This is a genomic window from Streptomyces hiroshimensis (assembly GCF_014650335.1).
Lineage (GTDB): Bacteria > Actinomycetota > Actinomycetes > Streptomycetales > Streptomycetaceae > Streptomyces > Streptomyces hiroshimensis.
In genome coordinates this window covers 48,361-74,453 of the sequence record NZ_BMUT01000015.1, presented here as the reverse complement: position 1 = coordinate 74,453, position 26,093 = coordinate 48,361, and the positions used below count along the sequence as shown (strand labels likewise).

21 protein-coding genes are annotated in these 26,093 nt (G+C 74.6%); 11 read left to right on the top strand and 10 right to left on the bottom strand.

What is annotated here, in order from left to right:
- Window positions 1-212: 212 nt before the first annotated feature.
- From lnt to fxsA, 3 genes are all read left to right on the top strand, one after another.
- A complete protein-coding gene (lnt, locus tag IE241_RS28365) occupies window positions 213-1,910 on the top strand; it encodes an apolipoprotein N-acyltransferase (protein WP_190024710.1) in 1,698 nt (565 codons plus the stop codon).
- Window positions 1,907-2,668: a polyprenol monophosphomannose synthase gene (locus tag IE241_RS28360; RefSeq protein WP_190024709.1), complete on the top strand. Its 762-nt coding sequence runs from the start codon at window positions 1,907-1,909 to the stop codon at window positions 2,666-2,668. Before lnt ends, IE241_RS28360 begins: the two co-directional genes overlap by 4 nt.
- 112 nt (window positions 2,669-2,780) lie before the next feature.
- Window positions 2,781-3,395 carry an FxsA family membrane protein gene (gene fxsA, locus IE241_RS28355; protein WP_190024708.1) on the top strand — a complete coding sequence of 205 codons (615 nt, stop codon included), beginning with the start codon at window positions 2,781-2,783 and terminating at the stop codon, window positions 3,393-3,395.
- Window positions 3,396-3,529: 134 nt separating this feature from the next.
- On the opposite strand, the gene IE241_RS28350 is transcribed toward fxsA, so the two are convergent.
- A complete protein-coding gene (locus tag IE241_RS28350; RefSeq protein ID WP_004948858.1) occupies window positions 3,530-3,904 on the bottom strand; it encodes an RNA polymerase-binding protein RbpA in 375 nt (124 codons plus the stop codon).
- A 256-nt stretch (window positions 3,905-4,160) separates the two neighbouring features.
- Window positions 4,161-4,802, bottom strand: a complete 642-nt coding sequence (gene yczE, locus IE241_RS28345) for a membrane protein YczE (protein WP_190024779.1) — start codon at window positions 4,800-4,802, stop codon at window positions 4,161-4,163.
- 273 nt (window positions 4,803-5,075) lie between these two features.
- Between yczE and IE241_RS28340 the strand changes: the two genes are divergently transcribed.
- Window positions 5,076-6,599, top strand: coding sequence for an SCO1417 family PLP biosynthesis transcription factor (locus IE241_RS28340; protein WP_190024707.1), 1,524 nt, complete (start codon window positions 5,076-5,078; stop codon window positions 6,597-6,599).
- A 646-nt stretch (window positions 6,600-7,245) separates the two neighbouring features.
- On the opposite strand, the gene IE241_RS28335 is transcribed toward IE241_RS28340, so the two are convergent.
- Together IE241_RS28335 and IE241_RS28330 are read right to left on the bottom strand one after the other, a co-directional pair.
- Window positions 7,246-8,910, bottom strand: a complete 1,665-nt coding sequence (locus tag IE241_RS28335) for a hypothetical protein (protein WP_190024706.1) — start codon at window positions 8,908-8,910, stop codon at window positions 7,246-7,248.
- A gap of 42 nt (window positions 8,911-8,952) precedes the next feature.
- Window positions 8,953-9,147, bottom strand: coding sequence for a hypothetical protein (locus IE241_RS28330; protein WP_058047788.1), 195 nt, complete (start codon window positions 9,145-9,147; stop codon window positions 8,953-8,955).
- Between the two features lie 341 nt (window positions 9,148-9,488).
- On the opposite strand from IE241_RS28330, the gene IE241_RS28325 reads away from it, so the two are divergent.
- The 4 genes from IE241_RS28325 (at window position 9,489) to IE241_RS28310 (ending at window position 13,202) form a co-directional block, all read left to right on the top strand.
- Window positions 9,489-9,902 carry an ankyrin repeat domain-containing protein gene (locus IE241_RS28325; RefSeq protein ID WP_190024705.1) on the top strand — a complete coding sequence of 138 codons (414 nt, stop codon included), beginning with the start codon at window positions 9,489-9,491 and terminating at the stop codon, window positions 9,900-9,902.
- Between the two features lie 218 nt (window positions 9,903-10,120).
- The gene (locus IE241_RS28320) at window positions 10,121-11,296 is read left to right on the top strand and encodes a glycosyltransferase family 4 protein (RefSeq protein ID WP_190024704.1); all 1,176 of its coding nucleotides are present in this window, start codon (window positions 10,121-10,123) and stop codon (window positions 11,294-11,296) included.
- Window positions 11,296-12,240 (top strand): NAD-dependent epimerase/dehydratase family protein, encoded by a 945-nt coding sequence (locus tag IE241_RS28315; RefSeq protein ID WP_190024703.1) that lies wholly within the window; start codon window positions 11,296-11,298, stop codon window positions 12,238-12,240. The genes IE241_RS28320 and IE241_RS28315 overlap by 1 nt, the downstream gene beginning before the upstream one ends.
- On the top strand, window positions 12,237-13,202 hold the full coding sequence (locus tag IE241_RS28310; protein ID WP_190024702.1) for a phytanoyl-CoA dioxygenase family protein: 966 nt from the start codon (window positions 12,237-12,239) through the stop codon (window positions 13,200-13,202). Before IE241_RS28315 ends, IE241_RS28310 begins: the two co-directional genes overlap by 4 nt.
- Before the next feature lie 89 nt (window positions 13,203-13,291).
- On the opposite strand, the gene IE241_RS28305 is transcribed toward IE241_RS28310, so the two are convergent.
- The 4 genes from IE241_RS28305 to IE241_RS28290 all read right to left on the bottom strand — a co-directional run bounded on the left by IE241_RS28305 (window position 13,292) and on the right by IE241_RS28290 (window position 17,707).
- Window positions 13,292-14,272, bottom strand: a complete 981-nt coding sequence (locus IE241_RS28305; protein WP_190024701.1) for an aKG-HExxH-type peptide beta-hydroxylase — start codon at window positions 14,270-14,272, stop codon at window positions 13,292-13,294.
- 376 nt (window positions 14,273-14,648) lie between these two features.
- A complete protein-coding gene (locus tag IE241_RS28300) occupies window positions 14,649-15,488 on the bottom strand; it encodes a class I SAM-dependent methyltransferase (RefSeq protein ID WP_190024700.1) in 840 nt (279 codons plus the stop codon).
- Between the two features lie 22 nt (window positions 15,489-15,510).
- The gene (locus tag IE241_RS28295) at window positions 15,511-16,350 is read right to left on the bottom strand and encodes a class I SAM-dependent DNA methyltransferase (protein ID WP_190024699.1); all 840 of its coding nucleotides are present in this window, start codon (window positions 16,348-16,350) and stop codon (window positions 15,511-15,513) included.
- Between the two features lie 40 nt (window positions 16,351-16,390).
- Complete coding sequence (locus IE241_RS28290) at window positions 16,391-17,707, bottom strand: YcaO-like family protein (RefSeq protein WP_190024698.1); 1,317 nt, start codon at window positions 17,705-17,707, stop codon at window positions 16,391-16,393.
- 183 nt (window positions 17,708-17,890) lie between these two features.
- Here IE241_RS28290 and IE241_RS28285 point away from each other — a divergent pair, with 183 nt between their 5' ends.
- Window positions 17,891-18,607: a sulfotransferase family protein gene (locus tag IE241_RS28285; RefSeq protein WP_190024697.1), complete on the top strand. Its 717-nt coding sequence runs from the start codon at window positions 17,891-17,893 to the stop codon at window positions 18,605-18,607.
- A gap of 173 nt (window positions 18,608-18,780) precedes the next feature.
- Complete coding sequence (locus IE241_RS28280) at window positions 18,781-20,670, top strand: ATP-binding cassette domain-containing protein (protein WP_190024696.1); 1,890 nt, start codon at window positions 18,781-18,783, stop codon at window positions 20,668-20,670.
- Between the two features lie 78 nt (window positions 20,671-20,748).
- Here the strand turns inward: IE241_RS28280 and IE241_RS28275 are convergent, their stop codons facing one another.
- Complete coding sequence (locus IE241_RS28275; protein ID WP_190024695.1) at window positions 20,749-22,287, bottom strand: carboxylesterase/lipase family protein; 1,539 nt, start codon at window positions 22,285-22,287, stop codon at window positions 20,749-20,751.
- A gap of 207 nt (window positions 22,288-22,494) precedes the next feature.
- Here IE241_RS28275 and IE241_RS28270 point away from each other — a divergent pair, with 207 nt between their 5' ends.
- A complete protein-coding gene (locus IE241_RS28270; RefSeq protein WP_190024694.1) occupies window positions 22,495-24,492 on the top strand; it encodes a glycoside hydrolase in 1,998 nt (665 codons plus the stop codon).
- A gap of 29 nt (window positions 24,493-24,521) precedes the next feature.
- On the opposite strand, the gene IE241_RS28265 is transcribed toward IE241_RS28270, so the two are convergent.
- A complete protein-coding gene (locus IE241_RS28265) occupies window positions 24,522-26,063 on the bottom strand; it encodes an ATP-dependent DNA ligase (RefSeq protein WP_190024693.1) in 1,542 nt (513 codons plus the stop codon).
- Window positions 26,064-26,093: the final 30 nt, after the last annotated feature.

Here is a 26,093-nt window from a genome sequence, read left to right as displayed (position 1 = left end):
GGGTGGGGCCCGGACGTTCAGTAGACAACGGCTCTAGGTCGACCCGCAGCCAGCGGGTCCCGGGTCGGCCCGAAGGACGCCGGGCCCCCATTCGCCCCGCCCCATGCGCCCCACCCCCTTCCCAGGCCTTCTCTGCGTACCCAGGGCGGGCATGATGCCCCGAGCGATGTACCGTCGGGCTCATCACCGCAAGTCAGCAGGAAGGCTCGCCCGTGCCCCCGGGTCCCGAAACCACCGCCGGAGCCGACGAGGCATCCGCCTCCGCCGGCGAGGAGCGCCCGCCAAAGACCCCGGAGGACGCGTCCGCCCCGCAGGAGCGCCCCGGCCGTGCCGTGCGCCTGGCCCGGCTCGCGCGCCGCGAGGCCCCCCGCACCGCCGCCGCCGTGCTCGCCGGCGTCGCGCTCGCGCTGTCCTTCCCGCCGTACGACGTCTGGCCGCTGTCGGTCGCGGCCGTCGCCGCGCTGGCCCTGCTGACCCGCGGCCGTACCGCCCGCCAGGCGGCGTGGACCGGTTTCGCCTTCGCGCTGCCCTTCTTCTTCGTGCTGCTGCGCTGGCTGCACGTGGTCGGCTACGACGCCGTGTTCGGCCTGTCGCTGGTCGAGGCCCTGTTCATCGCCGTGCTCGGCGCGGCCCTGGCCCTCGTATCGCGGCTGCCCGCATGGCCGCTGTGGGGCTCCTGCCTGTGGGTCGCGCAGGAGCTGGCCCGCGACCGGCTGCCGCTCGGCGGCTTCCCCTGGGGCCGGCTGGCCTTCGCCAACACCGCCTCGCCCTTCACGCCCCTCGCCGCGCTCGGCGGCGCCCCGCTGGTGACCTTCGCCGTCGCCCTGTCCGGCGGCCTCCTCGCGTACGCCGTGGCCGCGCTGTGGCGGCTGCGCCCGGCGGGCACCCGCACGGTCCGCGCCGCCCTCCCGGGCGTCGAGGCGCTCGCGCTGGCCGCCGCCCTCCTGCTCGCCGGATACGCCGTGCCCGTGCCCACGAAGGCCGACGACGAGGTGAAGGTGGCCCTCGTCCAGGGCAACGTCCAGCACGCGGGCATGGACTTCCTCGGCCGCCCGATGATGATCCTCGACAACCACGCCGAGGCCACCCTTCAGCTGGCCCGCGACGTCAAGGCGGGCAAGGTGCCGCGACCCGACCTCGTCATCTGGCCGGAGAACTCCTCCGACCTCGACCCCTTCCAGTACCCGCAGGCGTACGACCGCATCGACCAGGCGGTCAAGGCCATAGGAGTGCCGGTGCTCGTCGGCGCCCTCGTGGACCACCCGGGCCGCAGCGGCTACATCGACAACAAGGGCATCGTCTGGGACCCGAAGACCGGCCCCGGCGCCTCCTACGCCAAGCAGCACCCCGTGCCCTTCGGCGAGTACGTGCCCTTCCGGAGCGCGCTGAGCAAGGTCATCACCCGCCTCCAGCGCGTCCAGCGCGACTTCTACCCCGGCGATCACACCGGCGTGATGCAGACCGGCCCGGCCCGGCTCGGCGACGTCATCTGCTTCGAGGTCGCCTACGACGAGATCGTCCGCGACACCGTCAAGGACGGCGCCCGGGCCCTGGTCGTCCAGACCAACAACGCCACCTACGGCCGCACCGGCCAGCCGGAGCAGCAGCTGGCCATGTCGCGGCTGCGGGCCGTCGAGCACGGCCGCGCCGTGGTCACCGCCGCCACGAGCGGCATCAGCGCCGTGGTCGCCCCGGACGGCACGGTGCAGCAGCGGAGCGAGGAATTCACCCAGGACGTCATCAGCGCGACCATCCCCCTGAGGGACGGGACGACCGTTGCCGACCGCGTGGGTGCGGGGCCCGAATGGGCGCTCGCTATGGTGGGGCTTCTGTCCTGCGCGGCCGCGCTCCTGATCGGCCGTCGGGGACAGGGACGTACGGACGAGCGGAATAAGAGGGGCCAGCAGTGAACGACGACGGGCAGCGCAGATACGGTCCGCTCGGCACGACCTTGGTGATCATCCCGACCTACAACGAGGCGGAGAACATCAAGAGCATCGTCGGCCGGGTGCGGTCGGCCGTGCCGGAGGCGCACGTCCTCGTCGCCGACGACAACAGCCCCGACGGCACCGGCAAGCTCGCCGATGAGCTCGCGGGCGAGGACGACCACGTCAAGGTGCTGCACCGCAAGGGCAAGGAGGGGCTCGGCGCCGCCTACCTGGCGGGCTTCCGCTGGGGCCTCGACAACGGCTACGGCGTCCTGGTCGAGATGGACGCCGACGGCTCCCACCAGCCGGAGGAGCTGCCCCGCCTGCTCACCGCCCTCAAGGGCGCCGACCTCGTGCTCGGCTCGCGCTGGGTGCCCGGCGGCCGGGTGGTGAACTGGCCCAAGTCGCGCGAGTTCCTCTCCCGCGGCGGCTCCACCTACTCCCGGCTCCTCCTCGACGTGCCGATCCGCGACGTCACCGGCGGCTTCCGGGCCTTCCGGCGGGAGACGCTGGAGGGCCTCGGCATGGAGGACGTGGCCTCTCAGGGCTACTGCTTCCAGGTCGACCTGGCCTGGCGCGCGGTCAAAGCCGGCTTCCACGTCGTGGAGGTGCCCATCACCTTCGTCGAGCGCGAGCTCGGCGACAGCAAGATGAGCCGCGACATCGTCGCCGAGGCCCTGTGGCGGGTCACCTCCTGGGGCGTCGGCTCCCGGGTCGGCAAGGCGCTCGGCCGCAAGTAGCCCGGCGGGCGGGTCGGCAAGTAGCCCGGCGGGCCGGTCGGCCCGGCTGGCGCCGTAAGCGCCCCATAAACTCCGCCCCCGGGTTCCGCCGCAGGCCAGGCACACTTGAGGCATGACGTTCGGAGCACAGCAGACGATGAACGGCCGCCCGCCGCAGCGGCGGCGCGCCCGCAAGCTCATCCCCCTGGGAGTGGCCCTCTGGGTCGTCCTGGAGATCTGGCTGCTCACGCTGGTGGCCGGCGCCGCCGGCGGGCTCACCGTCTTCGCCCTGCTGGCCGGCGGCGTCGTCCTCGGCTCCTACGTGATCAAGCGGGCGGGACGGCGGGCCTGGAAGCGGCTCACGGTCTCCCTGCAGCCGGGCGGCGCGACCGCCGAGCCCGGCGCCCAGGAGAACGGCGGCAACGCCCTCACGATGCTCGGTGGCCTGCTGATCATCCTGCCGGGGCTCCTCTCCGACGTGGCCGGCCTGCTGTGCCTCTTCCCGCCCACCCGCGCCCTGCTGCGCAAGACGGGGGAGCGGTGGCTCAACCGCCCGGCGGCCCCCGGCACCCTCGGGGACGCCTTCCGGCAGGCCCGCAGTGCCGATCTGGGCGGCATGGGCGGCATGGGTGGTCCGGGAGGCGCGGGAGGTGCGGGAGGGCCCGGCGGCAAGGTCGTCCAGGGCGAGGTCATCCGCGACGACGAGCCGCCGGCTCCGCACCCCGGCGGCCCCCAGCTGCCCCGCTAGCCGGCCCGCCGGAGCGCCTGGAAGGCCCGAGCCCGTCCCGCGCCGGTCGCACCGGCGCATGACAAGGGCCCGGGCCACTGCGTGAAGCAGTGGCCCGGGCCCTTGTCAATGCAATCTGCAATCGCTCCCGCCGGTCAGGCGGACTTGCGGGTGTCCCGCGGATGAACGGCAATGTTCATTGCGCCGGAGCGCAGGACCGCCAGCCGTTCGGCCAGCACCTCCTCCAGCTCCTCGCGAGTACGCCGCTCCATGAGCATGTCCCAGTGCGTACGCGCAGGCTTGCCCTTCTTCTCCTCAGGACCATCGCCGTCCACCAGGAGTGCCACGGCGCCGCACGCCTTGCACTCCCACTCCGGCGGAATCTCCGCCTCTACCGAGAACGGCATCTCGAATCGATGGCCGTTCGGGCATGCGTACTCCACCGCCTGGCGCGGGGCCAGATCGATGCCGCGGTCGGTCTCGTAGCTGGTAACCACAAGTCGCGTGCCGCGGAGAGCTCGCTCACTCATGAATCGTGCCTCCCGGGCTTAGTCGCCCACAGGACAGGTGTCGCTGTCGTCGTCATCCGGTCAACGTCCGGTCGGCGGTGAAGATTCCCGTTTAGGGACATGCGTCGCCCGTCGTGCCGCCCCTTGTTGTACCCACCAACGCCCGTTTTGTCACATCTGGCAACGGATGTCACCCTGTGTTTCTGTCGCTTTAGCGTGCAGTAACGGTTCGTTCGGTGGGTCGAAGGCGTACACTACCGGCCCGCTTCGTCCGGGCCTAAACCAGGTCCGGAACTTCACGCTCGGCCGGGCGTACGGGAGGGTGCGCGGCCGGGTGCACGGGGGCCGGAGCGGCAGGCTCCGGAAGGGCGAACAGGCGCAGGAAGAACTGCGACAGCGGGCCGATGGCCAGGGCGTAGAAGACCGTGCCCAGGCCCACCGAGCCGCCCAGCACGAACCCCGTGGCCAGCACGACCACCTCGATGCACGTCCGCACCAGCCGCACCGAGCGCCCCGTCCGCCGGTGCAGCCCCGTCATCAGCCCGTCGCGCGGGCCCGGGCCGAACCTGGCCGAGATGTACAGTCCGGTCGCCACCGCGCACAGGGCCACCGCGAAGGCCAGCAGCGGGATCCGTATCCACAGCGACCGCGGGTCGGGCACCAGGCTCAGCGTCGCGTCCATGGCCAGGCCGATGACCAGGACGTTGGAGACCGTGCCCAGGCCGGGGCGCTGCCGCAGCGGGATCCACAGCAGCAGCACCAGGGCGCCGATCGCGATCGACGCCGTGCCGATCGACATCCCCATGTGCTTCGCGACGCCCTGGTTCAGTACGTCCCACGGCGCGAGCCCCAGACCTGCCCGCAGCTGCAGCCCCGCGCTCGCCCCGTACAGCGCGAGTCCGACGTAGAGCTGCAGCAGCCGGCGGGCGAGGGACGCCCCTGCGGGCGTCCGCCCGGGCGCCCCTCCGGACGCCTCTCCCGACGCCCCCTCGGGCGCGCCTTCCGACGGTCCTTCCGACGGTCCCCCTGATGCGGACAACGGTTTCTCCTGACACTCGGCACGGCCCGAAGGCGGTGTGGACGGCATAAGTCGCGACCACCTGCAGTGGTGCAAGTGGCCTGCCGCATGACAGTCTGGACAACAGGTGGACGCAAGATCCATGGCCAATCTTCGGAAGGTGGACCGATTCGAATGAGTCATTGGACCTCCTCGGTGGGAGCGCAGAAGCTCGCCCGTCTCCTCGGCTCGCAGCGCGAGCGCGAGACGCAGGGCGGCCGCGGCACCGTCACACCGCTCGGCGGCCGCCGGGCCCCGGCCTACCGCTCGCTCGCGGACGGCATCCGCCTGCTCGTCCTCGAAGGCCGCATCCCCGTCGCCGCCCGGCTGCCCGCCGAGCGGGAGCTCGCCGCCGCGCTCTCCGTCAGCCGCACCACCGTCGCCGCGGCCTACGAGGCCCTGCGCAGCGAGGGCTTCCTGGAGTCCCGGCGCGGCGCCGGCAGCTGGACCGCGGTGCCCGCCGGCAACCCGCTGCCCACCCGCGCCCTGGACCCGCTGCCCCCGGAGGCCGCCGGCTCGGTCATCGACCTCGGCTGCGCCACCCTGCCCGCCCCCGAGCCCTGGCTCGGCCGCGCCGTCCAGGGCGCGCTGGAGGAGCTGCCGCCCTATGCGGCCACCCACGGCGACTACCCCGCCGGCCTGCCCGCCCTGCGCCAGGCCATCGCCGACCGCTACACCGCCCGCGGCGTCCCCACCATGCCCCAGCAGATCATGATCACCACGGGGGCCATGGGGGCCGTCGCCGCCATCTGCCGGCTCATCGCCGGGCGCGGCGAGCGCGTCGCCGTCGACTCGCCCTCGTACGCCAACGTCCTCCAGCTCATGCGCGAGGCCGGCGCCCGCCTCGTGCCCGTCGCGATGGCCGACGGGCTCGGCAGCTGGGACCTGCCCGCCTGGCGCCAGGTGCTGCGCGACGCCGCCCCCCGCATGGCCTACGTCATCGGCGACTTCCACAACCCGACCGGTGCCCTCGCCACCGAGGAGCAGCGACGGCAGCTCGTCGAAGCGGCGCGCGCCGCGGGCACCCTGCTCGTCGCCGACGAGACCATGGCCGACCTCTGCCTGGAGCCGGGCCTGGAACTGGCGCGCCCCGTCTGCGCCTTCGACCCCGCGGGCAACGCCGTCATCACCGTGGGGTCCGCCAGCAAGTCCTTCTGGGCGGGCCTGCGGATCGGCTGGGTGCGGGCCGCGCCGGAGGTCATCCGCAGTCTGGTCGCCGCCCGCGCCTACGCCGACCTCGGCACGCCCGTGCTCGAACAGCTCGCCGTCAACTGGCTGCTGACCACCGAGGGCTGGGACGCCGCCCTCGACATACGGCGCACCACGATGCGGGAGAGCCGCGACGCCGTCGTCGCGGCGGTCCGGCGCCACCTGCCCGAGTGGGAGTTCACCGTGCCGCGCGGCGGGCTCACCCTGTGGGTGCGCACCGGTGGTCTGTCCGGTTCGCGGATCGCCGAGGCGGGCGAACGCCTCGGCGTACGGGTGCCCTCGGGCCCCCGCTTCGGCGTCGACGGCGCCTTCGAGGGCTACGTCCGGCTGCCGTTCACCGTCACCGGCGCGGTCGCGGAGGAGGCCGCCTCCCGCCTGGCGGAGGCCGCCCGCCTGGTGGCGAGCGGCGCGACCGCCGCGGTGGAGGCACCGCGGACGTATGTGGCGTGAAGGCGCCCGCCTGAAGGCGCCGGTCTGCCGGGCCGGCGCCTTCGTCCCACCGGTGGCCCGCAACGATCTGTTCGGCGGTGCCGTACCGGCTTGAGGCGTGTGCGGGCACCGCCGGATCCGCGCCGCGGGGGTTGAGCGCCGTTGCGGCGGAAGCGGGGGGCTTTGAGCGCCGGGCGGCGAGCAGCCTGCTCTGCCCGCGGCCTCTTTCCGCCACGGCGGGGCCATGAGCGTGGGCGCCCGCGAAATCCGCCGGGTGGCGGACGGCCTGCCGGGGCTGGTGCCTTCTTTCCGCCGCGGCGGCGAGCAACTGGCGACAAGGGGTCCGGCGGTGCCGGGCTGGCCTGGGGTGTGCCTGGCACCGCCGGAACTGCGCCGTGGGGGTTGGGCGCCGCCGCGGCGGAAGCAGGAGGTGGGTGTTTGAACGCCGGGTGGCGGACGGCCTGCCGGGCCGGTGCCCTCTTTCCGCCGTGGCGGGTCATGGGTGTGGGCGCTTGTGGGATTCGTTGGGTGGCGCGCGGTCTGCCGGGCCTGCGGCCTCTTTCCGTCGCGGCGGTGAGTAACCGGCGACGAGGTGTCCGGCGGTGCCGGGCCGGCCGGGGCGTGCGGCTTCTTCGGGGCGCGCCGTGCGCGGGTTGTGCGAGGTGGGTTACGTGGGCTGTATCGACAGGGGGCCGTTCTCGCCGCCCGGGTGTGTGGGGGCCTCGGCGTATTCGTCGTCGGCCCAGTCGTTGCCGGCCGCAGGCCAGGGGTCGGGCGCCGTCCCCGTGGGTGCTGCCCCGGTCGTCCCCGTCGTCCCCGTCGCCCCGGGCAGGAGCTCCAGGATCGCCTGCCGTTCGCGGTCGGAGGTGTCCTCGTCGTACGGGTCGGGCGTCGACGGGACCTGTATCCGGTGTACCGGGCCCGAGCCCAGGCGGGCGTAGCCGCGCCCCGGCGGGGCCTCCGGCGGCGGCGTGCTCTGCGGCGGTGCGCCGAGCACGGACCGCACCTGCTCGCCGGTGACGACGCCGAGCACCACGCGTGCGCGCGTGTGCGTGAGCACCGGCTCGGCGAGCTGGGACGTGCTCGCGGCGTCGTCCAGGTGGTCGCCCACCACGACCGTGACGTTCGCGATCCGCCCGTGCCGCAGCGGCACCTGCAGCAGCTCCTGGGGATCGGTCCTGCCCTCGCCCGCGGCGAGGTGGCTGAGCGCGGTGGGCCGGTCGACGACGATCCACAGGGGGCGGCGGACGTCCTCGGGGGCCTGATGGCCCTGTCGGCGGGCGTGGTTGGCCGTGAGGAGGCGCCGCTCCGTCTCGTGGGAGGCCCACTCCAGGGCGGCGAGGGCGCCGGCGGGCGAGGACTCGACGGCCAGGACGCCCTCCCGGCCCCGCAGGAAGGCGAACTCGCCGGACCCGCTGCCGTCGACGGCCAGGATGTCGCCCTGGTGCAGGGCCTGTAGCGCGAGCGAGCGCAGCAGCGTGCTGGTGCCGGCGGCGGGCCGGCCGAGGACCAGCAGGTGCGGTTCGGTGGAGCGCTGGCCCGTACGCCACAGCACCGGCGGCTCGTCGCTGCAGTCCGCGTCGTCGAGGAGGACGGGCAGGGTGCGGTGCACGGCGCCGGGGTCGGTGAAGCCCAGGACGGTCTCGCCGGGCGCGGTCACGAACCGCTGGGCGAAGACGTCGGTCGGCAGCGGGGGCAGGACGTGCAGGTGGAGGCGGTTGGCCTCCTCGTACCAGTCGAACCGGTACTCCCGCCCCCGCCCGGCCTTCATCTGCAGCAACTGCTCGATCCTGGCCCGCGATTCCGGCTCGCCGTCGGTGAAGTAGGCCGGATAGCGCAGCTCCAGGGAGACGAGCCGGCCGCCGTGGTCGAAGGCGTGGGCCACGAACGCCTCTTCCCGGTCGCCGTCGTGCGCGTAGAGCGGCGCGGGGTCCTCCGGGACGGACAGGTAGGGCACCAGGGCCTCGTACAGGGCCTGGAGCCGCTCGTCCTCGCCCTCGCGGACCACCGTCTCGTGCGCGGGGTCGCGGTCGCGCCCGGCCCAGGCGGCGAGCGTCATCAGGGTGATGCCGGCGAGCACGGGCCCGTACGGCAGGAGCGCCACGATGGCGATGCACGACCCCACCAGCAGCAGGGTGGGCCCGCGCCGGTCGCCCGGCGTCTCCAGCCACCTGCGCCACGCGCCGGCCGCCAGGGCGCGCAGCCCGCGCGCGATGATGATCAGCGGGTGGAATATGTCGGCCGCGCTGTCGGCCGCCGAGCGTGCGAGGTCCTGCCCGCGGGCGATCGGCCGGCGGTCGGTCAGGCTGCGGGGGAGCTGTCGTGGGTCCACGTCGGTCTCCTCCTGCGGGCGGTGCGGCGGATGCGGGGCGGGTCAGAACTTGAGGCCGCCCAGGAGGCCGGCGAGGCTCGCGCTGCCCGCCCTGATGCTGGGGGCGATGGCCGTGCTCGACAGGTAGAAGCCGAAGAGGGCGCAGACGATGGCGTGGCTGGCCTTCAGGCTGTCCTTGCGGAAGAACAGGAAGACGATGATGCCGAACAGCACGACGCCGGAGATGGACAGAATCATGACGTTCTCCTGAGTGGTCGAGGGGTTCACCATGAGCTCCTCAAGACTCACAGAAAGTATTAATGCGACAAGAAGGACATCGCAGTTCGATCACCGGCCGGAAGTCTTGATCGGCAAGGGGCGGATCTTCGCCGCGGAGGGACAAACCGCCTGCCCGCGGCCCCGGGCCGCATCCCGGGGAACGAAACCGGCCAGCGGTGGCGGCCCCTGGGCGAGCGATTCCCGATTCACCCGAACGGGCGCGTCCGTGCCTGCCGGACACCGTGCCGTGACCGTACATAGGGTGGGTGCTGCACCGACATCGCGTGCTGTCCAGGCGCCCAACCGGAGGACCGCAGACCATGACCGAGCAGACCCCCGAGACCGAGCCCGCCCACGACCCCGAGGTGCTCCAGCTCGCGGCCAAGGTCTTCGACCTGGCGCGCCACGGCGACACCGACACCCTCGCCGCCTACGTGGACGCGGGCGTGCCGGCCAACCTCACCAACGACCGCGGCGACTCCCTGGTGATGCTGGCGGCCTACCACGGCCACCTCCCCGCCGTCCTCGCCCTCCTGGAGCGCGGGGCGGACCCGAACCGGGCCAACGACCGCGGCCAGACGCCCCTCGCGGGCGCCGTCTTCAAGGGCGAGGACGAGGTCGTCCGCACGCTGCTGGCGCACGGTGCCGACCCGGCCGCCGGGGCGCCCTCGGCCATCGAGGCCGCGGGCGTGTTCGGCCGGCAGGACCTGCTGGAGCTCTTCCGGGGCGAGTGACCGCGGGGCGGGGCCGGCCTGATCGCGGGGTCGGCCTCATCGCGGGGCCGGCTTCATCGCGGGGCCGGGTTCATCACGAGGCCGGCTCGATCACGAAGCTGGCTCGTTCGTGAGGCTGGCTCGTTCGCGGTCTTCCGCAGCGGCGCCCCCCGGAGCGCAATGAGAGGCCGGCGGTTCGCGCCGGCAGCCGCCACGCCCGCTCCGGAGGTCGCCCAGCCATGCGGATCGCCTACCTGCACTCTGGAAGCATTCCCTCCGTCTATGCCAACGGAGTGCACGTGATGCGGATGTGCGACGCGTTCGCCGACGCCGGGCACGACACCGAGCTGTACGCCCTGCCCGGCTCGGCCCCCGCGGAGGACGTCCACGCCTACTACGGCACCCGCAACCGCTTCCCCATTCGCACACTCCCCCTGCCCTCGGTACCGGGGATCGGCGTCTGGCTCCGGGCCCGCCGGCTGCGCGCCGAGATCCTGCGCCGCGGCGTCCCCGACCTGCTCTACGGGCGCGATCTGCACGGCCTCGTCGCCGCCTCCGGGCTCGCCCCGCTGGTCTACGAGACCCACCTCCTGTGGCACAGCAAGGCCGTTCGCGCCGCCGAGCGGCTGCTCTTCCGCAGCCCCGGCCTCACCCGCGTCGTCTTCGTCTCCCAGGCGCTCGCCGACGACTACCGCGCCGCCTTCCCCCGGCTCGGCGCCCGGCCCGGCACCGACCTCGTCACGGCCCACGACTGCGCCGACCCGGTGCCCGCGGGCGGGCCCGTGGCGGAGCTCCCCGGCAGGCCGGGGGCCCTGAAGGCCGGCTACGTGGGCCACCTCTACCCCGGCCGCGGCACGGACGTCATCCTCGCCCTCGCCGGCCGCCTGCCCGACGTCGACTTCCACCTGGTCGGCGGCACCGCGGAGGACCGGGCGCACTGGGAGAGCCGCAACACCCGCACCAACGTCTACTTCCACGGCCACCGGCCGCCCGCCGCGCTGCCCCCGTACTACCGGGCCTTCGACCTCGTCCTCGCCCCGTACCAGCAGCGCGTGTCCTGCGCCGGAGGCATCGGCGACATCGCCCGCTGGGTCTCCCCGATGAAGCTCTTCGAGTACATGGCCTACGGCAGGGCGATCGTCGTCTCCGACCTGCCGGTGCTCAGGGAGGTCATGGCCGACGGGCGCACCTGCCTGATGTGCCCGCCCGGCGACGTCGCGGCGTGGGCGGACGCCGTCATGGCGCTGGCCGCCGACCCGGCCCGGCGGCAGGCCCTCGGGGAGGCGGCCCGGCGGCAGCTGCTGGAGCGCCACACGTGGCGAGCGCGCGCCGACCGCGTCCTGCCGCCCGGGGCCAGGGCCGCGCCACGTGCCCCCGGAGAACCCGCGGAGCTGCCCGGAGAGGGGCGCCCGTGATGCGCGCCGTCGTGACCGGCGCGGCCGGCTTCATAGGCTCCCACCTCTGTACGCACCTCCTGGCCGCGGGCGACAGCGTCGTCGGCGTCGACGCGCTCACCGACTCCTACGACCCCGCCCTCAAGGAGCGCAACCTGCGCGGCCCGATGAGCTGCCCGGCCTTCACCTTCCACCGGGCCGACCTGCTGGACACCGCACTCGATCCCGTGCTCGACGGCGCGGACGTCGTCTACCACCTCGCCGCCCAGCCCGGCATCCGGCCCTCCTGGGGCCGCGAGTTCGCGCTCTACGCCGACCGGAACATCCTGGCCACCCAAGTGCTGCTGGAAGCCGTCCGGGGGCGCCCGCTGGTCAAGTTCGTCTACGCCTCCAGCTCCTCCGTCTACGGCGACGCCCGGGCCTTCCCGACGGCCGAGACGGCGTGCCCCCGGCCCGTCTCGCCCTACGGCGTGACCAAGCTCGCCGCCGAGCACCTGTGCGAGCTGTACCGCACGGCCTACGGGGTGCCCGCCGTCGCGCTGCGGCTGTTCACCGTCTACGGGCCCCGGCAGCGGCCCGACATGGCCTTCGCCCGCCTCCTGGCCGCCGCGCGGGGCGGAGCGCCGTTCCCGCTCTACGGCGACGGCGAGCAGACCCGTGACTTCACGTACGTCCAGGACGTCGTCACCGGCATGCGCGACGCGGCCCTGTCCGGCTTCACCGGGGTGGCCAACATCGGGGGCGGCTCGCCGGTGTCCATGAAGCAGGCCATCGCCGCCGTGGAGAGCGTCGCCGGGCCCGTCGCCGTCGTCCCGCGGCCGCCGGGGCCGGGCGACGCCCGGCACACCGGGGCCGACATCTCCCTCGCCGCCCGCGCGTTCGGCTTCCGCCCGCGGACGGCTCTGCACGACGGGATCGAGGCCATGGCCGGCGGCACCCGGGAGCGCGGGGAGGAGACCCCGTGACCCGGCCGGCCGACGGGCCCGCGGCCGGTTCCGTGGACGGTTGGGCCGGTTCGGCGGCCGGTTCCGTGGGCGCCCCCGCCGCCCTGCACAGCGTCGAACCCGGCCCGTACGGCATTCCCGTCTCGCTGCGGCACGTCCTCGACGGCGCGCTGGTGGCCGTCAAGGGCGGACTGCGCCACATCGGCGCGCTGGAGACGATCCGGCGGGAGGCCGCCCGAGCCGTGGCCGCCGCCCTGCCGGCGGCGGAGGCCGCGCAGGTCTCCGGGGCGCTGGAGAACGCGCACCGGCACGCGGACACCGGGCAGATCGCGGCGGTCCGCACCGACCTGGAAACCCGGCTGCGGCCCTTCTCCCGCACGGTCCTGCACGATGTGGCCAGGGCCCTGGAGCCGCAGGGAGCGCGGCTGTACCTGAGCGGGCACCTCGGGATCCGCATCATGCCGCCGGAGCGCTCGGTCGGGGCCGGGGAAGAAGAACTGGCCGGATTGGAAGGCTTCCTGACGCCGCGTGACGCCCATGTTGATTCCTGGTTCAACACCGCCGTCAACTCCGTCAACCTCTGGATGGCCGTCGGCCCGGTCCGCAGCGGCAACGGGCTGCTGTTCTACCCCGACGCGTACCGGCGCCCGCTGCGTCACGACGGGCACACGCTGGTGCCGGGGCAGGAGGTCGGTGCGCCGGTCGACGTGGAGCTGGACCCCGGGGACATCCTGCTCTTCGCCGGGGACCACCTGCACGCCTCCCAGCCCAACAGCACGGACGAGACGCGCTTCGTCATCACGAAGCGGCTGTGCGTGGGGGTGCCGAGGTACCCGTCCGGGGCGACGGGCTGGGTCCCGTACGAGGATCCCCGGCTCTGGGGGACGCGGTGGGAGCGCTGGGCGACGTGGAGGTCGCGCCTGACCCCGGGGGGCGTCAGGGAGACGCTGAGGACGGCACGGCACCGCCGGTCCGGTTCGTAGGGGTGGATTGCGCGGCGGCGTCGGACGCTACGGGTCCGGCGCGTGTCCACCCGCCAGGGCCGCACCACGCAAGCCTCGCGCGGCGCTCCTTACACGGCGCTCCGCGCAACCGCCGCGCACTGCTGCAGCATGTCCACCCCGTGCTCCGTCAGGCCCGCACGGTGCGCGCTCAGGGACGACACCGCCGCATCCAGGTCCGTCAGCAGGCGGTCGTGCCGGGCCCGTACCGCCGCCTCCGCGGCCGCGGAAAGGGCGCCGCCGTCCGCCGTCCGGCGGTGGAGGAGGACGCACCGGGCCAGCACCACCGTCTGCTGGAACAGCCCGCTGAGCGGGCGCGGATCGGATCGCAGGGGTGTGGTCAGAGGGCCCGTCTCGTCGTCCGCCGCGGGGCGCAGGAACGGCGCCCGCACCCCTGCCACGTTGCAGCGGTTGTGCGTGCCCTCGTGGACCAGGGCCTCGGCCAGCCGGGCCGGGCCGGGCAGGCCGGAGCGGGCCGCCGAGAGCCGCCTGCGGTTGACCAGGACCGCGCCGTGGACGGTGAAGTCGGTGAATCCGTCGATCGCCATGCCGTCCAGGAGGGCCACCTGGCGGACCACGGCGCGGAGTTCGTCCAGCATCGCGGGCCATGCCTCCTGAAGCAGCCGTACCGCCGCCTCCAGGGCCTCCCGGTCGGCGGTACGCCAGGGGCCGAGCGCGGCCGTGACCGGCTGCCCGTCCGCCCCGGGCCGGGGCGGCAGCTGGGCCAGGGCGCGGCGCAGGCTGCGCAGCAGATGGGGGTGGTCCGCCGGGCCGGCGAGCTCGACCGGCCACGCGGCGGGCCCGGTCGCGGCCGGCGCGGGCGGCCCGGCCCACCCGTTCGCCGGTGCCGGTGCCGGTGCCGGTGCCGGTGCCTGTGGCGGAGGTGAACCGTTCGCGTGCCGCGCCGCCGCCTGCGCCCGGTGCGCGGCCTCCACGGCGGCCGGGTGCAGGGGGAGCGGCGGCAGCCCCGCACCCTGCGCCACGGCCGCCAACAGCCGCAGCAGCGCGTCCTGGTCGGCGTGCGCCGCCGTGAGGTCCGGCTCGACGTCCACGCAGTCCTCCTGCCTTATCCCCGCCCCGCTGCGGTCGCTGCCGGGAAGGAGCGGCCGACCGGAGCCCTGCCCGGTCGGCCGCCGGAGTGCGGTCCGCGCAGTGCGGCCGCGCTACTCCTCGAACGGTATGTCGATCATGAGGGCGAGCTCAGGGAGCTCCTCGGCCGGGACTTCCTGGACTTCTACGATGTCCTGGGGCATATCCGCTCCTTCGGCGGTGAGGGGTCATGCGTGCGACGAGGCGTCGGAACACCGGCGCACCCGGCTGACATGGTGCCCCCGGAATGCAGTGATCGCCATGGTGGAGCAGGCCGTTCCGTGCCGCTCGCCGTCGTCCGTCGGCCAACGATTCCCGCGTATCCACGGCCTATGTGGCTCAAAGGGCATCCCTCCCGGCCCCCTGCGCGGGTTTACGGGCCCGCAGCGAGAACGAAAGCGGAACGGCGGGCACGTCCTCGGGAAGGTGCCACCAGCCGTCGTCGCGCTTCTCCAGGAAGGGGAACATCGGCCAGGCCACGAACGGCCACTCGTGCAGGAACTCGATGACGAGCCCCGCCTCCAGCAGCGCGTTCACTATGTCCCCCAGGGCGTGCCCCCAGGAGAACTCCCAGCCGTCCGCCTCGGCCTCCGGCACCGCCAGCGGGCTGCGGTAGCGCCAGCGCAACGGCTCCCCGGCGCCGAAGTACGGGTAGCGCACAGTGAGTTCCCGGCTGTCCGTGCGGTTGTCGAAGAGCCAGGCCGTGGGGTGGGACTCGAAGAGGTAGAACCGGCCGCCCGGCGCCGTGAACCGCGCGACCACCGCCGCCCAGCGGCGCAGGTCCGGCAGCCAGCCGAGCACCCCGTGCGAGGTGTAGACGAGGTCGAAGGTCTCGTCCAAGTGCCCGGGCAGCTCGTAGACGTTGGCACAGAGGAAGCGGGCCGACGGAGCGACATCGCGGGCCAGGGAGCGCGCGGTCGCCGTCCCTTCCGCGGAGAAGTCGACGCCGGTCACGCGCGCCCCGAGCCGCGCCCAGGAGAGGGTGTCCAGCCCCACGTGGCTCTGCAGGTGCAGCAGGGACAGGCCCGACACGTCGCCCACCTCCTCCACCTCCAGGCGGCGGATCCGCATGCCGCCGCGGCGGAAGTCGTCCAGGCCGTAGAAGGCGGAGGCGGCCTTCAGGGGCGTCCACGCCTCCCACTGCCGCAGGTTCTCCGCCATGTACGCCTCGGGGTCCATGGCCGCCCTCCCTTCCCCCGGTTCACTCCGGGCGCTCGTAGACGGAGACGTGGTACGCGCTCGACGACGTGAACGGCGCGCCCGTCCAGTCCCCCCAGCGCTCGCGCAGCCGCAGGCCCGCCAGCCGCGCCATCAGGTCCAGCTCGCCCGGCGCCGCGTACCGGAACGACACCGTCGTACGGTGCATGCCGAGGCCCTCCGGGGTCTTGTCGAGGACGATGTAGTGGGAGCGGTAGCGCTGCGCCGCCCGGTCGGTCTCCCGGAACCGCAGGACGAGCTCGCTGCCCTCGGTCGGCAGCACCTGGCCGCCCGTGGACCGGTCTTCGGCGAGGGCCTCGGGTACGTGCGCGTCCAGGACGAACATCCCGCCGCGCCGCAGCCGCCGGGCCGCGCCCGCGAAGCAGTCCACCTGGGCTTCCTGGCTGGGCAGTTCGGCGAACGTGCCGCTGACGACGTAGACGAGCGCGTACGTACCCGGGGCGTCGGCTCCGGCGGCGGCGTCGGAGCCGGCGTCGGTTGCGGCTTCGGTGACGGCTTCGGCTCCGGCGGCGGCGCCGTCGCCGGTCCCGGCCGTGCCGAAGTCCCCCATCGTCACCGGGATGTGCTCGCCGCCGGGCTTGGCGCGCAGCTGGGCGACCATGGCCGGGGAGGCGTCGATGCCGTGCACCTCCACGCCGCGGGCCGCGAGCGGCACCGCGATCCGGCCGGTGCCGATGCCCAGCTCCAGGGCCGGCCCCGGCCCGGCCGCCTCGGCGAGCCCGGCGAGGGCCGCCACGGTGGCCGCGGTGGCGCCGGACGCGGCGAACCAGGAGTCGTAGCGGGCGGCGAAGGCGGTGTAGTCCGGCGAGCCGGATGAGGTCATCGTCGAGCCCTTTCTCGCGGTCGGCCGGCCTTGTGGGCCGTCAGCCGAAGGGATGGGGGAGCGCGCCGGGTATCCGGCTGTCGTCGGCGGGCAGGGGACGGGCGCCGGGGGCGATCACCCGCACCACGCAGACGCCTTCCGCCCGGATGCCGGGGGTGTCGGTGTCCACGAGCAGCACGTCGCCGCCGGTGTGCGCGGCGAGCGCGGCGAGTCCGCCGGACGGCTCCGGCGACCGCCTCTCGCGGGCGCCCCGCCCGTTCGGGGCTCCGGCCGCGCCCGCCGGGCCGCCGCCCTGCCCGTCGCCGGGCGCGTCCGCCCCCGCTGTGCCCCGTTCCCGCCCCGTCCAGTGCCCCAGCGCGTCCTGCCCGTGGAAGACCCACAGGGCGTGTTCCAGAGCCGTGCGGGGCGGGGTGCGGCCGGTCCAGCCCTCCCAGGTGCGCAGGGCCACGGGGCTGGTCATGCTCCAGCGCACCATCAGCGCCTCGTAGGCGGCCCCGGCCGCCGTCGCCGCGGAGTCGCCCGCCGCCGCGCAGCGGGCGCCGAAGCTCTGGCCGGGGCGGCCGTCCGCGCCGCCGTGGACGCAGACCACGGCGCACTCCGTGCCGGCCGGGGAAGGAAGCATCAGGAGCGTGGCGCGCAGCCCCAGGGCGGTGAGCAGCGTCCGTACGGGCCCTGGCAGCAGGTCTTCCGCGGGGACGGCGCGCGGCGGAGGGGCGCCGGTTCCGTACCAGCTGCGCCGGATCGCATCGCGTTCGAGGAGCTCACGGGCCGCGTGAGCGGCCGCCGCCGTCCGGTCCGGGTGGGCGCCCAGGCCCGTCGAGCCCGCCCCCGACGTCGTGCCGCAGCCGGGCGGCGGGCGGTGCTGGAGGAACACCTCGCCCGCCGGGACCAGCAGTTCGTCGCCGGTGAGCACGGAACGGGCCGGAACCCACAGCTGGCGCACCGCCCGCCCGGCCGTCCCAGCCGACCCGGCCGCCCCCTCCGTGCCGTCGCCGAGCTCCGCCGGGTCCAGGGCGGGCACCCCGCGCCGCCGCCAGCCGTCGTAGTCGCCCACCCAGCGCGCCGCGCTCTCGGCGGCCCGCCCCGCCAGCACGTTGCCCATGCGCTCCAGCAACTCGCCCCGGGCCCGCAGCGCGACGTCGCCGCGGTCGTCGCCGGCGGCGCTGCCGACGAGGACCCGGTCCGCGCCGCTCGCGCTCGTCCGGCCGAACTGCGGTGACCGCGCGGCCGTGCGGGCGAAGACCACGCCCGGGCTCTCGGCGAACGGGGCGAACACCTCGGGCCGCCAGCGCTGCGCACGGCCGGAGCCGTCCGGGGACGGCGCGTCTCCCGGGGCGTCCGGGTGCGGTGTGGTCATCGCCTCGATTGGACCAAAGGCGCAGCGTCAGCACAACGGCACCCGGCGCAACCGCCGCCCCGGCAGTGAATTCCGGCCGTTCGGCGCGCCGTTGACAATTCCGTGTGATCCGGCACGGTGACCACGGCGCGCGGGCCGCCGGGCGCCGTACCGTCCCGCCCCCCCGCGAGGAGGCCGCTCGACATGACACCCGAACGCGTAGTCCGCCCCGGATCCGCACCCGTACCCGGTCCTGTACCCGCACCCGTACCCGGTCCCGTCCCCCGCCCCGGCCCGCCGCCCCGCGCCGCCGCCCGGCCGAAGATCTTCGGCATCGGCCTGTCGCGCACCGGCACCCTGTCGCTGACCGTCGCCCTGCGCACGCTCGGCTTCGACGTGGCCCACTACCCGGCCGACCCGGACACCTACGCGGCGCTCCTCGCCGGCACCGCCCGCTTCCCGCTGCTCGACCACCGCGACGGCATCACCGACATCACCGTCGTGCCGTACTACCAGGACCTCGACCGGGCCTGGCCGGGAGCCAAGTTCATCCTCACCGTCCGCGAGGAGGAGGGCTGGCTGACCTCCTGTCGCACCCACTGGAAACCCTCGATCGACGGCAAGGCCGGCCTGGACGAGGTCTATCCGCAGCTGCAGCGCTTCCTGCGCGCCGCCGTCTACGCGAGCCACGAGTTCCACGCCGAGCGGTTCCGTACGGTCGCCCGCCGCCACACCGCCGAGGTGCTCCGCCACTTCGCCGGTCGCCCCGGCGACCTGCTGGTCCTCGACATCACCGCCGGGCAGGGCTACGAGCGGCTGGCGCCCTTCCTCGGCGTCCCCGTCCCCGGCGAGCCTTTCCCGCACACCAACCACACCAACGTCTACGCGCGCGTGCCGGTCGACGGTGAGAGAGCGCGGTGAGCGCGAGGACATCCGTCCGGACCGCGTCCACGTCGCCGAAGACATCCGGCCGTTTCCGGACGCCGGCGAACTGGCTTGCACCGTCCCTTCCTCCTCTCCTCCTCTTCCTCCTAAAGGGCCACCGACCGGAGAGTTCCGCCACGCGGCACCCGGTGTGACGACACCATGACCCGGTGACGACGAACACCGCCGCCCCGCGCATCCCCACCCCCGCCGCGCAGCCGGAGCTCGACCTCGGCTGGGACGACCCGCACTTCCACCGCGTGGCCTCCGCGAGCCTGCGGCAGATGGCGGGCCGGCTGCCGGCCGTCCTCGGCCGGGCGGCCCGGCTGGGGTGGGCCGCGGACCGGGCGGCCATGGTGCAGATACTGCTCGCCCAGTGTCTGGCGGCCGTGGCCGCGGCGGTCGCGCTCGCCGCCACCGCCCGCGTCATGACCGGACTCTTCGGCCCGGGCACGGCCGCGGAGCACCTGCACGCCGCGCTGCCCGCGCTCACCCTCGCCGCCGCGGCCGCAGCCGTGCGCGCCTGCGCGGAAGCCACAGCCCAGTACGCGGCCCTCCGGCTGGCCCCCGAGGTCACCGCCCTGGCCGACGAGAGCATCCTGGCCGACACCCCCGAGGTCGAGCTGACCGCCTACGACCGGCCCGGCTTCAACGACGCCCTGCAGGCCGCCGGCACGGGCGCCCAGGCCACCCAGGACCTGATCACCGACGCCCAGGTGCTGCTCTCCGCCGTCGCCCAGCTGATCGCCGCGGCGGCGGTGCTCACCACCCTGAACCCCCTGCTGCTGCCCCTGCTGGCGCTCGCCGTGCTGCCCAAGGGAGCCGCCGCCGTCGCCGCGGCCCGCATCGCCCACCGTGCCGCCCACACCAGCCTCGCCGACAACCGCCTGCGCTACATCCTGCGCCGCTACAGCACCGAACGGCACATGGCCGCCGAGATCCGGGCCGGCACCATGGCCCCGTACCTGCGCCAGTGGTACGCGCACCTCACCGCCCGGATCCGCACCCGGCACCGCGCGGCCGCCCCGCGCGTGCTGCTGGTGACGCTCTGCGGCGCGGCGGGCTCCGGCATCATGCTCGCGCTCACCTGGCTGACCGTCGGCGCGCTGGTCCTCGGCGGCGCCATGGGCCTGGCGGTCGCCGCCACCGCGGTCGTCGCCGTACGGGCCTCCACGGCCGCCCTGACGTCCCTGGTCATGGCGGGGGCCCGGCTCTTCCGCACCTCGCTCTACCTCCAGGACTGGCAGGCCTTCCTGGACCTGGCCAAGGAGCTGAGGGCCGTACGCGGTCCGCTGCGGCTCGCAGCCGACGGGCCCCGGGAGATCCGCGCCCACGAGGTCTCCTTCCGCCACCCCGGCGCCCCGTCCGGCAGACCCGCCCTGGACCGCGTGAGCTTCACCCTGCGCTCGGGCGAACTCGTCGCACTGGTCGGGGAGAACGGCTCCGGCAAGACCACCCTCTCCCGGCTGCTGACGGGGCTGTACCTGCCCACCGCGGGGCGGGTCACCTGGGACGGCACCGACCTCGCCGACACCGACCCGCAGGACGTCTGGTCCCGCGTCGGACTGGTCCCGCAGGACTACACGCGCTGGCCGATGGCGGCCCGCGAGAACATCACCCTGGGCCAGCCCCGCGGCGGCGACGACCTGGTGCGCGCGGCGGCCCGCGCCGCGGGCGCCGACAGCGTCCTCGACGGCCTCCCGGACGGCATGGACACCCTCCTCGCCAAGTCGTTCTGGGGCGGCCACGACCTCTCCGGCGGCCAGTGGCAGCGCTTCGCCGTGGCGCGCGCCTTCTACCGCGAGGCGGCCGTCCTCGTCCTCGACGAGCCCACGTCCGCGATGGACCCGCGCGCCGAGCACACCGTCATCAGCCGCTTCAAGGAGCTCGCCGCGGGCCGTGCCGCGGTGTTCGTCACGCACAACCTGACCAACACCCGCATCGCCGACCGCATCGTCGTCCTCGCCGGCGGCCGCGTCGTGGAGGAGGGCACCTTCGAGGAACTATCCGTCGGGGGCGGGCTCTTCGCGGAGCTGTACAAGCTGTCCCAGGACCGGTGACGGGCGCCCGGCGGTGACGGACGCTCGGCGCGAGCCGGCCTGCACTACGGGGCCGGTCTGAGCTACGGCCGGCCTGCGCTACGGGCCGGTCAGCGGCAGGACGGGAAAGGTGTGGTCCTGCCAGATCAGGCGGGACGTCTCCTCCGGGTAGGCGGCGACGTCCGGCCGCGCGCCGAAGAGCTGCACGAGGCGCCGGCCGGAGTCGTACGGGGGCCAGCCGGGGTCGCCGTGGGCGGCGAACGCCGTCCAGGCGGCCCGCATGCGGGCGGACAGCTCCTCCGCCTCCGGGGGCGGGCCTTCGCCGATCAGCGCGGCAGGCTGGCCGCGGTCCAGGTTGCCGAAGACGAGCGGCACGTCGAGGCCGTGGCAGGCGCCGAGAACACCGCCCATGCCCGGGGCGTCCCAGGTCAGCTCGTAGACGTGGGTGCGGCCGTCGGCCGCGGCCCGCGCCTCGGCGAGGTGGAGGCTCGGCATGCGGAACAGCCAGTCGGAGTGGACCAGTTCGTACAGCTCGTCCGGTCCGGCGTCCGGAAAGCCGTCGCGGTAGCGGCGTGCGCCGTCCGGGCCGGGGCCGAAGACGCGCAGGGCGGCCTCCGCCTGCTCCTGTGTCACCTGCCCCAGCAGGCCTTCGAGCGCGGTGAGCAGCCGCTGTTCGTGGCGGGTGTGGCCGACGAGGAGTGCGACGTCCCGGGCGGCGCCACCGGCCAGGGCCTGCCAGGGAGCGGACGGCAGCACATCGCCGTCGACGACCGGCGCGAACGGGATCGACTTGTGCGCGATCGGCCCCCAGCGATCCGCCCACCGGGCCGTCTCGGCGCCGACCGCGTCACCGGCGGCGGACAGCCGTTCCGGGGTCACCGCGGCCAGGCCGGCCACCGTGGGCTTCAGCCCCAGCTCGGCGGCACAGGCGGCGGCGATGTCGGCGGCGAGCTCCGGCGAGAAGAACGTGCCCGGAACGCTCTGCGCGACGGCCCGGACGAAGAGCCCGGCCGCGCGCGGCATCGCCAGCAGCGCGGCGACCGATCCGGCGCCCGCCGACTGGCCGAAGACCGTGACGCGGTCCGGGTCGCCGCCGAAGGCCCGGATGTTGTCCCGCACCCACTCCAGGGCGGCGATCTGGTCGAGCAGGCCGCGGTTGGCCGGCGCTCCCTCGATCTGCCCGAAACCCTCAAGCCCCACGCGGTAGTTGAACGTCACCACGACGACGCCGCCCTCCCGCGCCAGGCGGCCGCCGTCGTACTCGGGAAGGCCGGACATGCCGATCACGTACGCGCCGCCCTGGATCCACACCATCACCGGCAGCCCTGCGCCCGGGACCGGCTCCGGCGACCAGACGTTGACCGTCAGCCAGTCGTCGCCCGCCGTTTCCCGGGCCAGCGCGTCCATGCCGAAGTGGCCGCCCTGAGGGGGCGGCGGCCCGTACGACACGGCTGTGCGCACTCCGTCCCACCGCCGTACCGGCCGGGGCGCGGCGAAGCGCAGCGGACCGACCGGCGGCTCGGCGAACGGGATGCCGCGGAAGACCGCCACCCCCGCCTCCCGGCTGCCGCGCAGCGCCCCGGCCGCCGCGCGGACTTCGGGCCGGGACCCGGACGGCTCTGATGCGGCAACGGTCATCACGGCTCCCTCTCCAGGCGGGTGGAGCACGACCGCAGGGTTCGCGTCGGTCGGCCCCGGCTCTCCGGAGCATCCCGCTATGTCACGATGCGCGCCAGTCATTTACGGTGGGCCCGGACCCGCGGAACAGAGCGCAACGAGGCATGCAGCAGGAGTCCAACGAGGAGTTCTTAAAACCCTCTTACCTCCGTTCGCTATCACATCCCCATGCACTTCTTCACCTCCTGCCGCACCGCCCGCGCCGCCGCCGTCGTGCTGGCGGCCACCCTCCCGTGCATCACCCTCGCCGAGCCCGCCCACGCCGCAGCCGGGACCGGCCAGGCCGTCCGCGTGCACGGCCAGTCGGTGGACATCCCCGTCCGCGGCGGCACCGCCACCGTCGACACCGCCACCCTGCGCGTCACCGCCCGCACGGCCACAGGCACCGTGGAGCTCTCCGCGCCGGCCGCCTCCGCCCCCGGCGCCCCGGGCGCCGTCACCGCCACCGCGGACGGCGCCCGCTGGACCTACCCCGGCACCGGCCTCGCCGTCACCGCCCGTGCGGACAAGGGCAGGCTCCTCGTCTCCTTCCGCTCCACCGGCACCGCGGACCGCACCCTGAAGTGGCCCGTCACCGGCACCGGTTCGACCGCCTCCGCCCTGCAGCTGCCGCGCGGCGAAGGGCTGTCGATCCCCGCCGCCGACACGTTCTGGAACGGCCCCGGGGCCAAGCTCGCGGGCAGCAGCATCGCCATGGACTCCGGCCTCACGCTGCCCCTGTGGGGCTGGTCCGCGGGCCGGAGCGGCGTCAGCTACCTCGTCCCCACCGACATCGGCACCACGCTCGACGTCACCTCCGAGAAGGGCACGCTGCGCGCCACCGCCGCCCACGCCTTCTCCCGCGGCGAGGGCACCACCGACTACACCGTCGCCCTCAGCCTCACCGACGGCTCCCCGGTCGCCCCCGCGCTGGACTACCGCGCCTGGCTCAAGGAGCACGGGCAGCTCGGCAGCCTCAAGCGCAAGATGGAGGCCGTCCCCGCGAACGAGAAGCTGCTCGGCGCCTTCCACGCCTACACCTGGGGCCAGGCCCGTACCGCCGACGGCGTCCGCAAGCTGCGCGCGCTGGGCGTGGACCGCATGTGGCTCGGCTACGACGCCGACGACCAGCCCATGACCCCGGCCGCCGTCAAGGCCGCCAAGGAGGCCGGCTACCTCGTAGGCCCCTACGACTCCTTCGCCAACGGCCAGGACCCGCAGAAGTCCGACGCGCCCACCTCCGTCTGGCCGGACAAGGTCTACCCCGACTTCTGCGTCCAGCGGGCCGACGGCTCGCCCGAACCCGGCTTCCACGACCGCGGCTGCTACCTCAGCACCGAGGCGTTCGAGAAGGCCGAGCCCACCCGCCACTACCTCGCCGACCGCACGCGCAAGATGACCGCCAACGGCGCCGACAGCTACTTCCTCGACGTCGACGCGGCCGGCGAGCTCTACCGCGACCACAGCAGCGCCCACCCCCAGACCAAAGCCCGCGACCGCGCGAACCGCCTCGCCCGCATGAAGCGCCTCGCCGACGGCGACCGTCTCGCCCTCGGCTCGGAGTCCGCGGGCGCCTGGGCCAACGAGGTGCTCTCCTACGACCACGGCTCCGGCACCCCCGTCCACGACGGCCTGTGGGCGGCCCAGCGCGACAAGGAGAAGTGGGGCGGCTACACCCCCGCCAAGGCACCCGGCGTCTTCTTCAAGCCCGCCGAGCTCCCGGCCGACGTCGCCAAGGCCATGTACGACCCGGCCTACCGCGTCCCGCTGTACGAGACGGCCCTCCACGACTCCCTCGTCAACGTCGAGCGCTGGGAGCTGTCCTACGACAAGCTGCCGCAGCAGAAGACGGACCGCGCCCTGCTGGCGATGCTCTACAACACCCCGCTCAACTTCGTCATCGGCGGCGACTCCCTGGAGAGGCAGGGCAGCGAGCTCGCCGCCCTCCAGAAGTACTTCTCGCCCCTGCACAAGGCGGCGGGCACCGAGCCCATGACGGACTTCCGCACCCTCACCGGCGACCGCACCGTCCAGCGCACCGCCTTCGGCGACGGCACGCTCACCGTCACCGCCAACTTCGGCACGAAGGCGTACGAGGGCCTGCCCGGCGGGTGCGTCGACGCGAAGCTGAAGGACGACAAGAAGCCGCGGCGCCTGTGCCCCGCCACGGTCAACGTCAACCCCTAAGGCGGGGCCTCAACCCGTAAGGCCGGCCCTCACCCCGTGGCACCGAGGGCCAGCACGGCATCCACCGTGTCGGCCTCCTCCGCCCGCTTGTCCTCCCGGTACCCGACCACGCGCGCGAACCGAAGCGTCACCCCCGCCGGGTACCGGGAGGACCGCTGGAGACCGTCGAAGGCGACCTCCACCACCAGCTCCGGCCGTACGGTCACCACGAAGCCGTCGTCGCTCACCGCCAGCCCCTGCAGCCGCTCCGTCTGCCACGCCAGCATCGCGTCCGTCATGCCCTTGAACGTCTTGCCGAGCATCGCGAACGAGCCGTCCGGCCGCCGCGCCCCCAGATGGAGGTTCGACAGCTTCCCCGTACGCCGCCCGTGCCCCCACTCCGCCGCCAGCACCACCAGGTCCAGCGTGTGCACCGGCTTCACCTTCAGCCACGCGGCGCCGCGTCGGCCCGCCGTGTACGGCGCGTCCAGCGCCTTGACGACCACGCCCTCGTGGCCGCGCCGCAGCACCGCCTCCGCGAAGTCCCGTGCCGCGGCGCGCGCTTCCGCCGCCGCCGGGTCCGCGACCACCAGGCGCCGCACCCGCATCGGCTCGGGCACCACCCGCGCCAGCTCCGCGTGGCGCTCCGCCACCGGCAGTGCCAGCAGATCACGGCCGTCCACGGCCAGCAGGTCGAAGAACACCGGCGACAGGGGCACCGTCACCGCGGCCCCGGCCACGTCCAGCCGCGAACCCACCCGGCCCGCCGTCTCCTGGAACGGGCGCGGCCGCCCCTGCGCATCCAGGGCGATCACCTCGCCGTCCAGCACCGCGGACGACACCGGCAGCTCCCGCGCCACCCGGCACAGTTCGGGCAGCCGCTCGGTGATCTCTTCCAGCTTGCGGGTCCAGATCCGCACGGCATCGCCCGTGCGGTGCACCTGTACGCGGATCCCGTCGAGCTTCTCCTCGACGGCGCACGGCCCGAGCCGGTCCAGCGCCTCCTCGACGTCCTTGGCGGTGTGCGCCAGCATCGGCAGCACCGGGCGGCCCACCTCCAGCCGGAAGTCCGCCAGCGCCTGCGGGCCCCGGGTCAGCAGCTCGCGCGCCACCGCGGCGAGCGAGCCGCCCAGCATCACGGCCCGGCGCACCTCGGCGGGATCCGCGCCGGCGGCCGCCGCAAGCCCCTCGGCGGCGAGCGCGTCGAGGGCGCCCTGCCGCAGCTCCCCGCCGAGCAGCCCCCGCAGGAAGCGCTGCTCCCCTTCGGTGGCCGCGCCCATCAGGGCGTCCACCCGGCGCTTGCGCTCGGCCTGTGCGCCCTTGCCGGTCACGGCGGCGATCCCGTCGACCGCGCGGTCGACCTCCGCCACGGTCAGCGTGGGCGCGGTCGCCGGCGCCGGGGAGGACCGCAGCACGCTCCAGCCGATGCCGACCCTGCCCTGCGGCAGCCGCCCTGACAGATACGTCAGGGCGACCGGTGCCTCCCGCGGGTCCGCGCCGCGGAAGAGACCCGCCAGCAGGGCGGTCTTCTCCGACCGCGCGGACGTCGCGGCCACCTCGGCGGACACGCGGGCGACATCGGCCAGGAGCATGCCCTCATCGTGCAACGGGCGCGCCCGCCG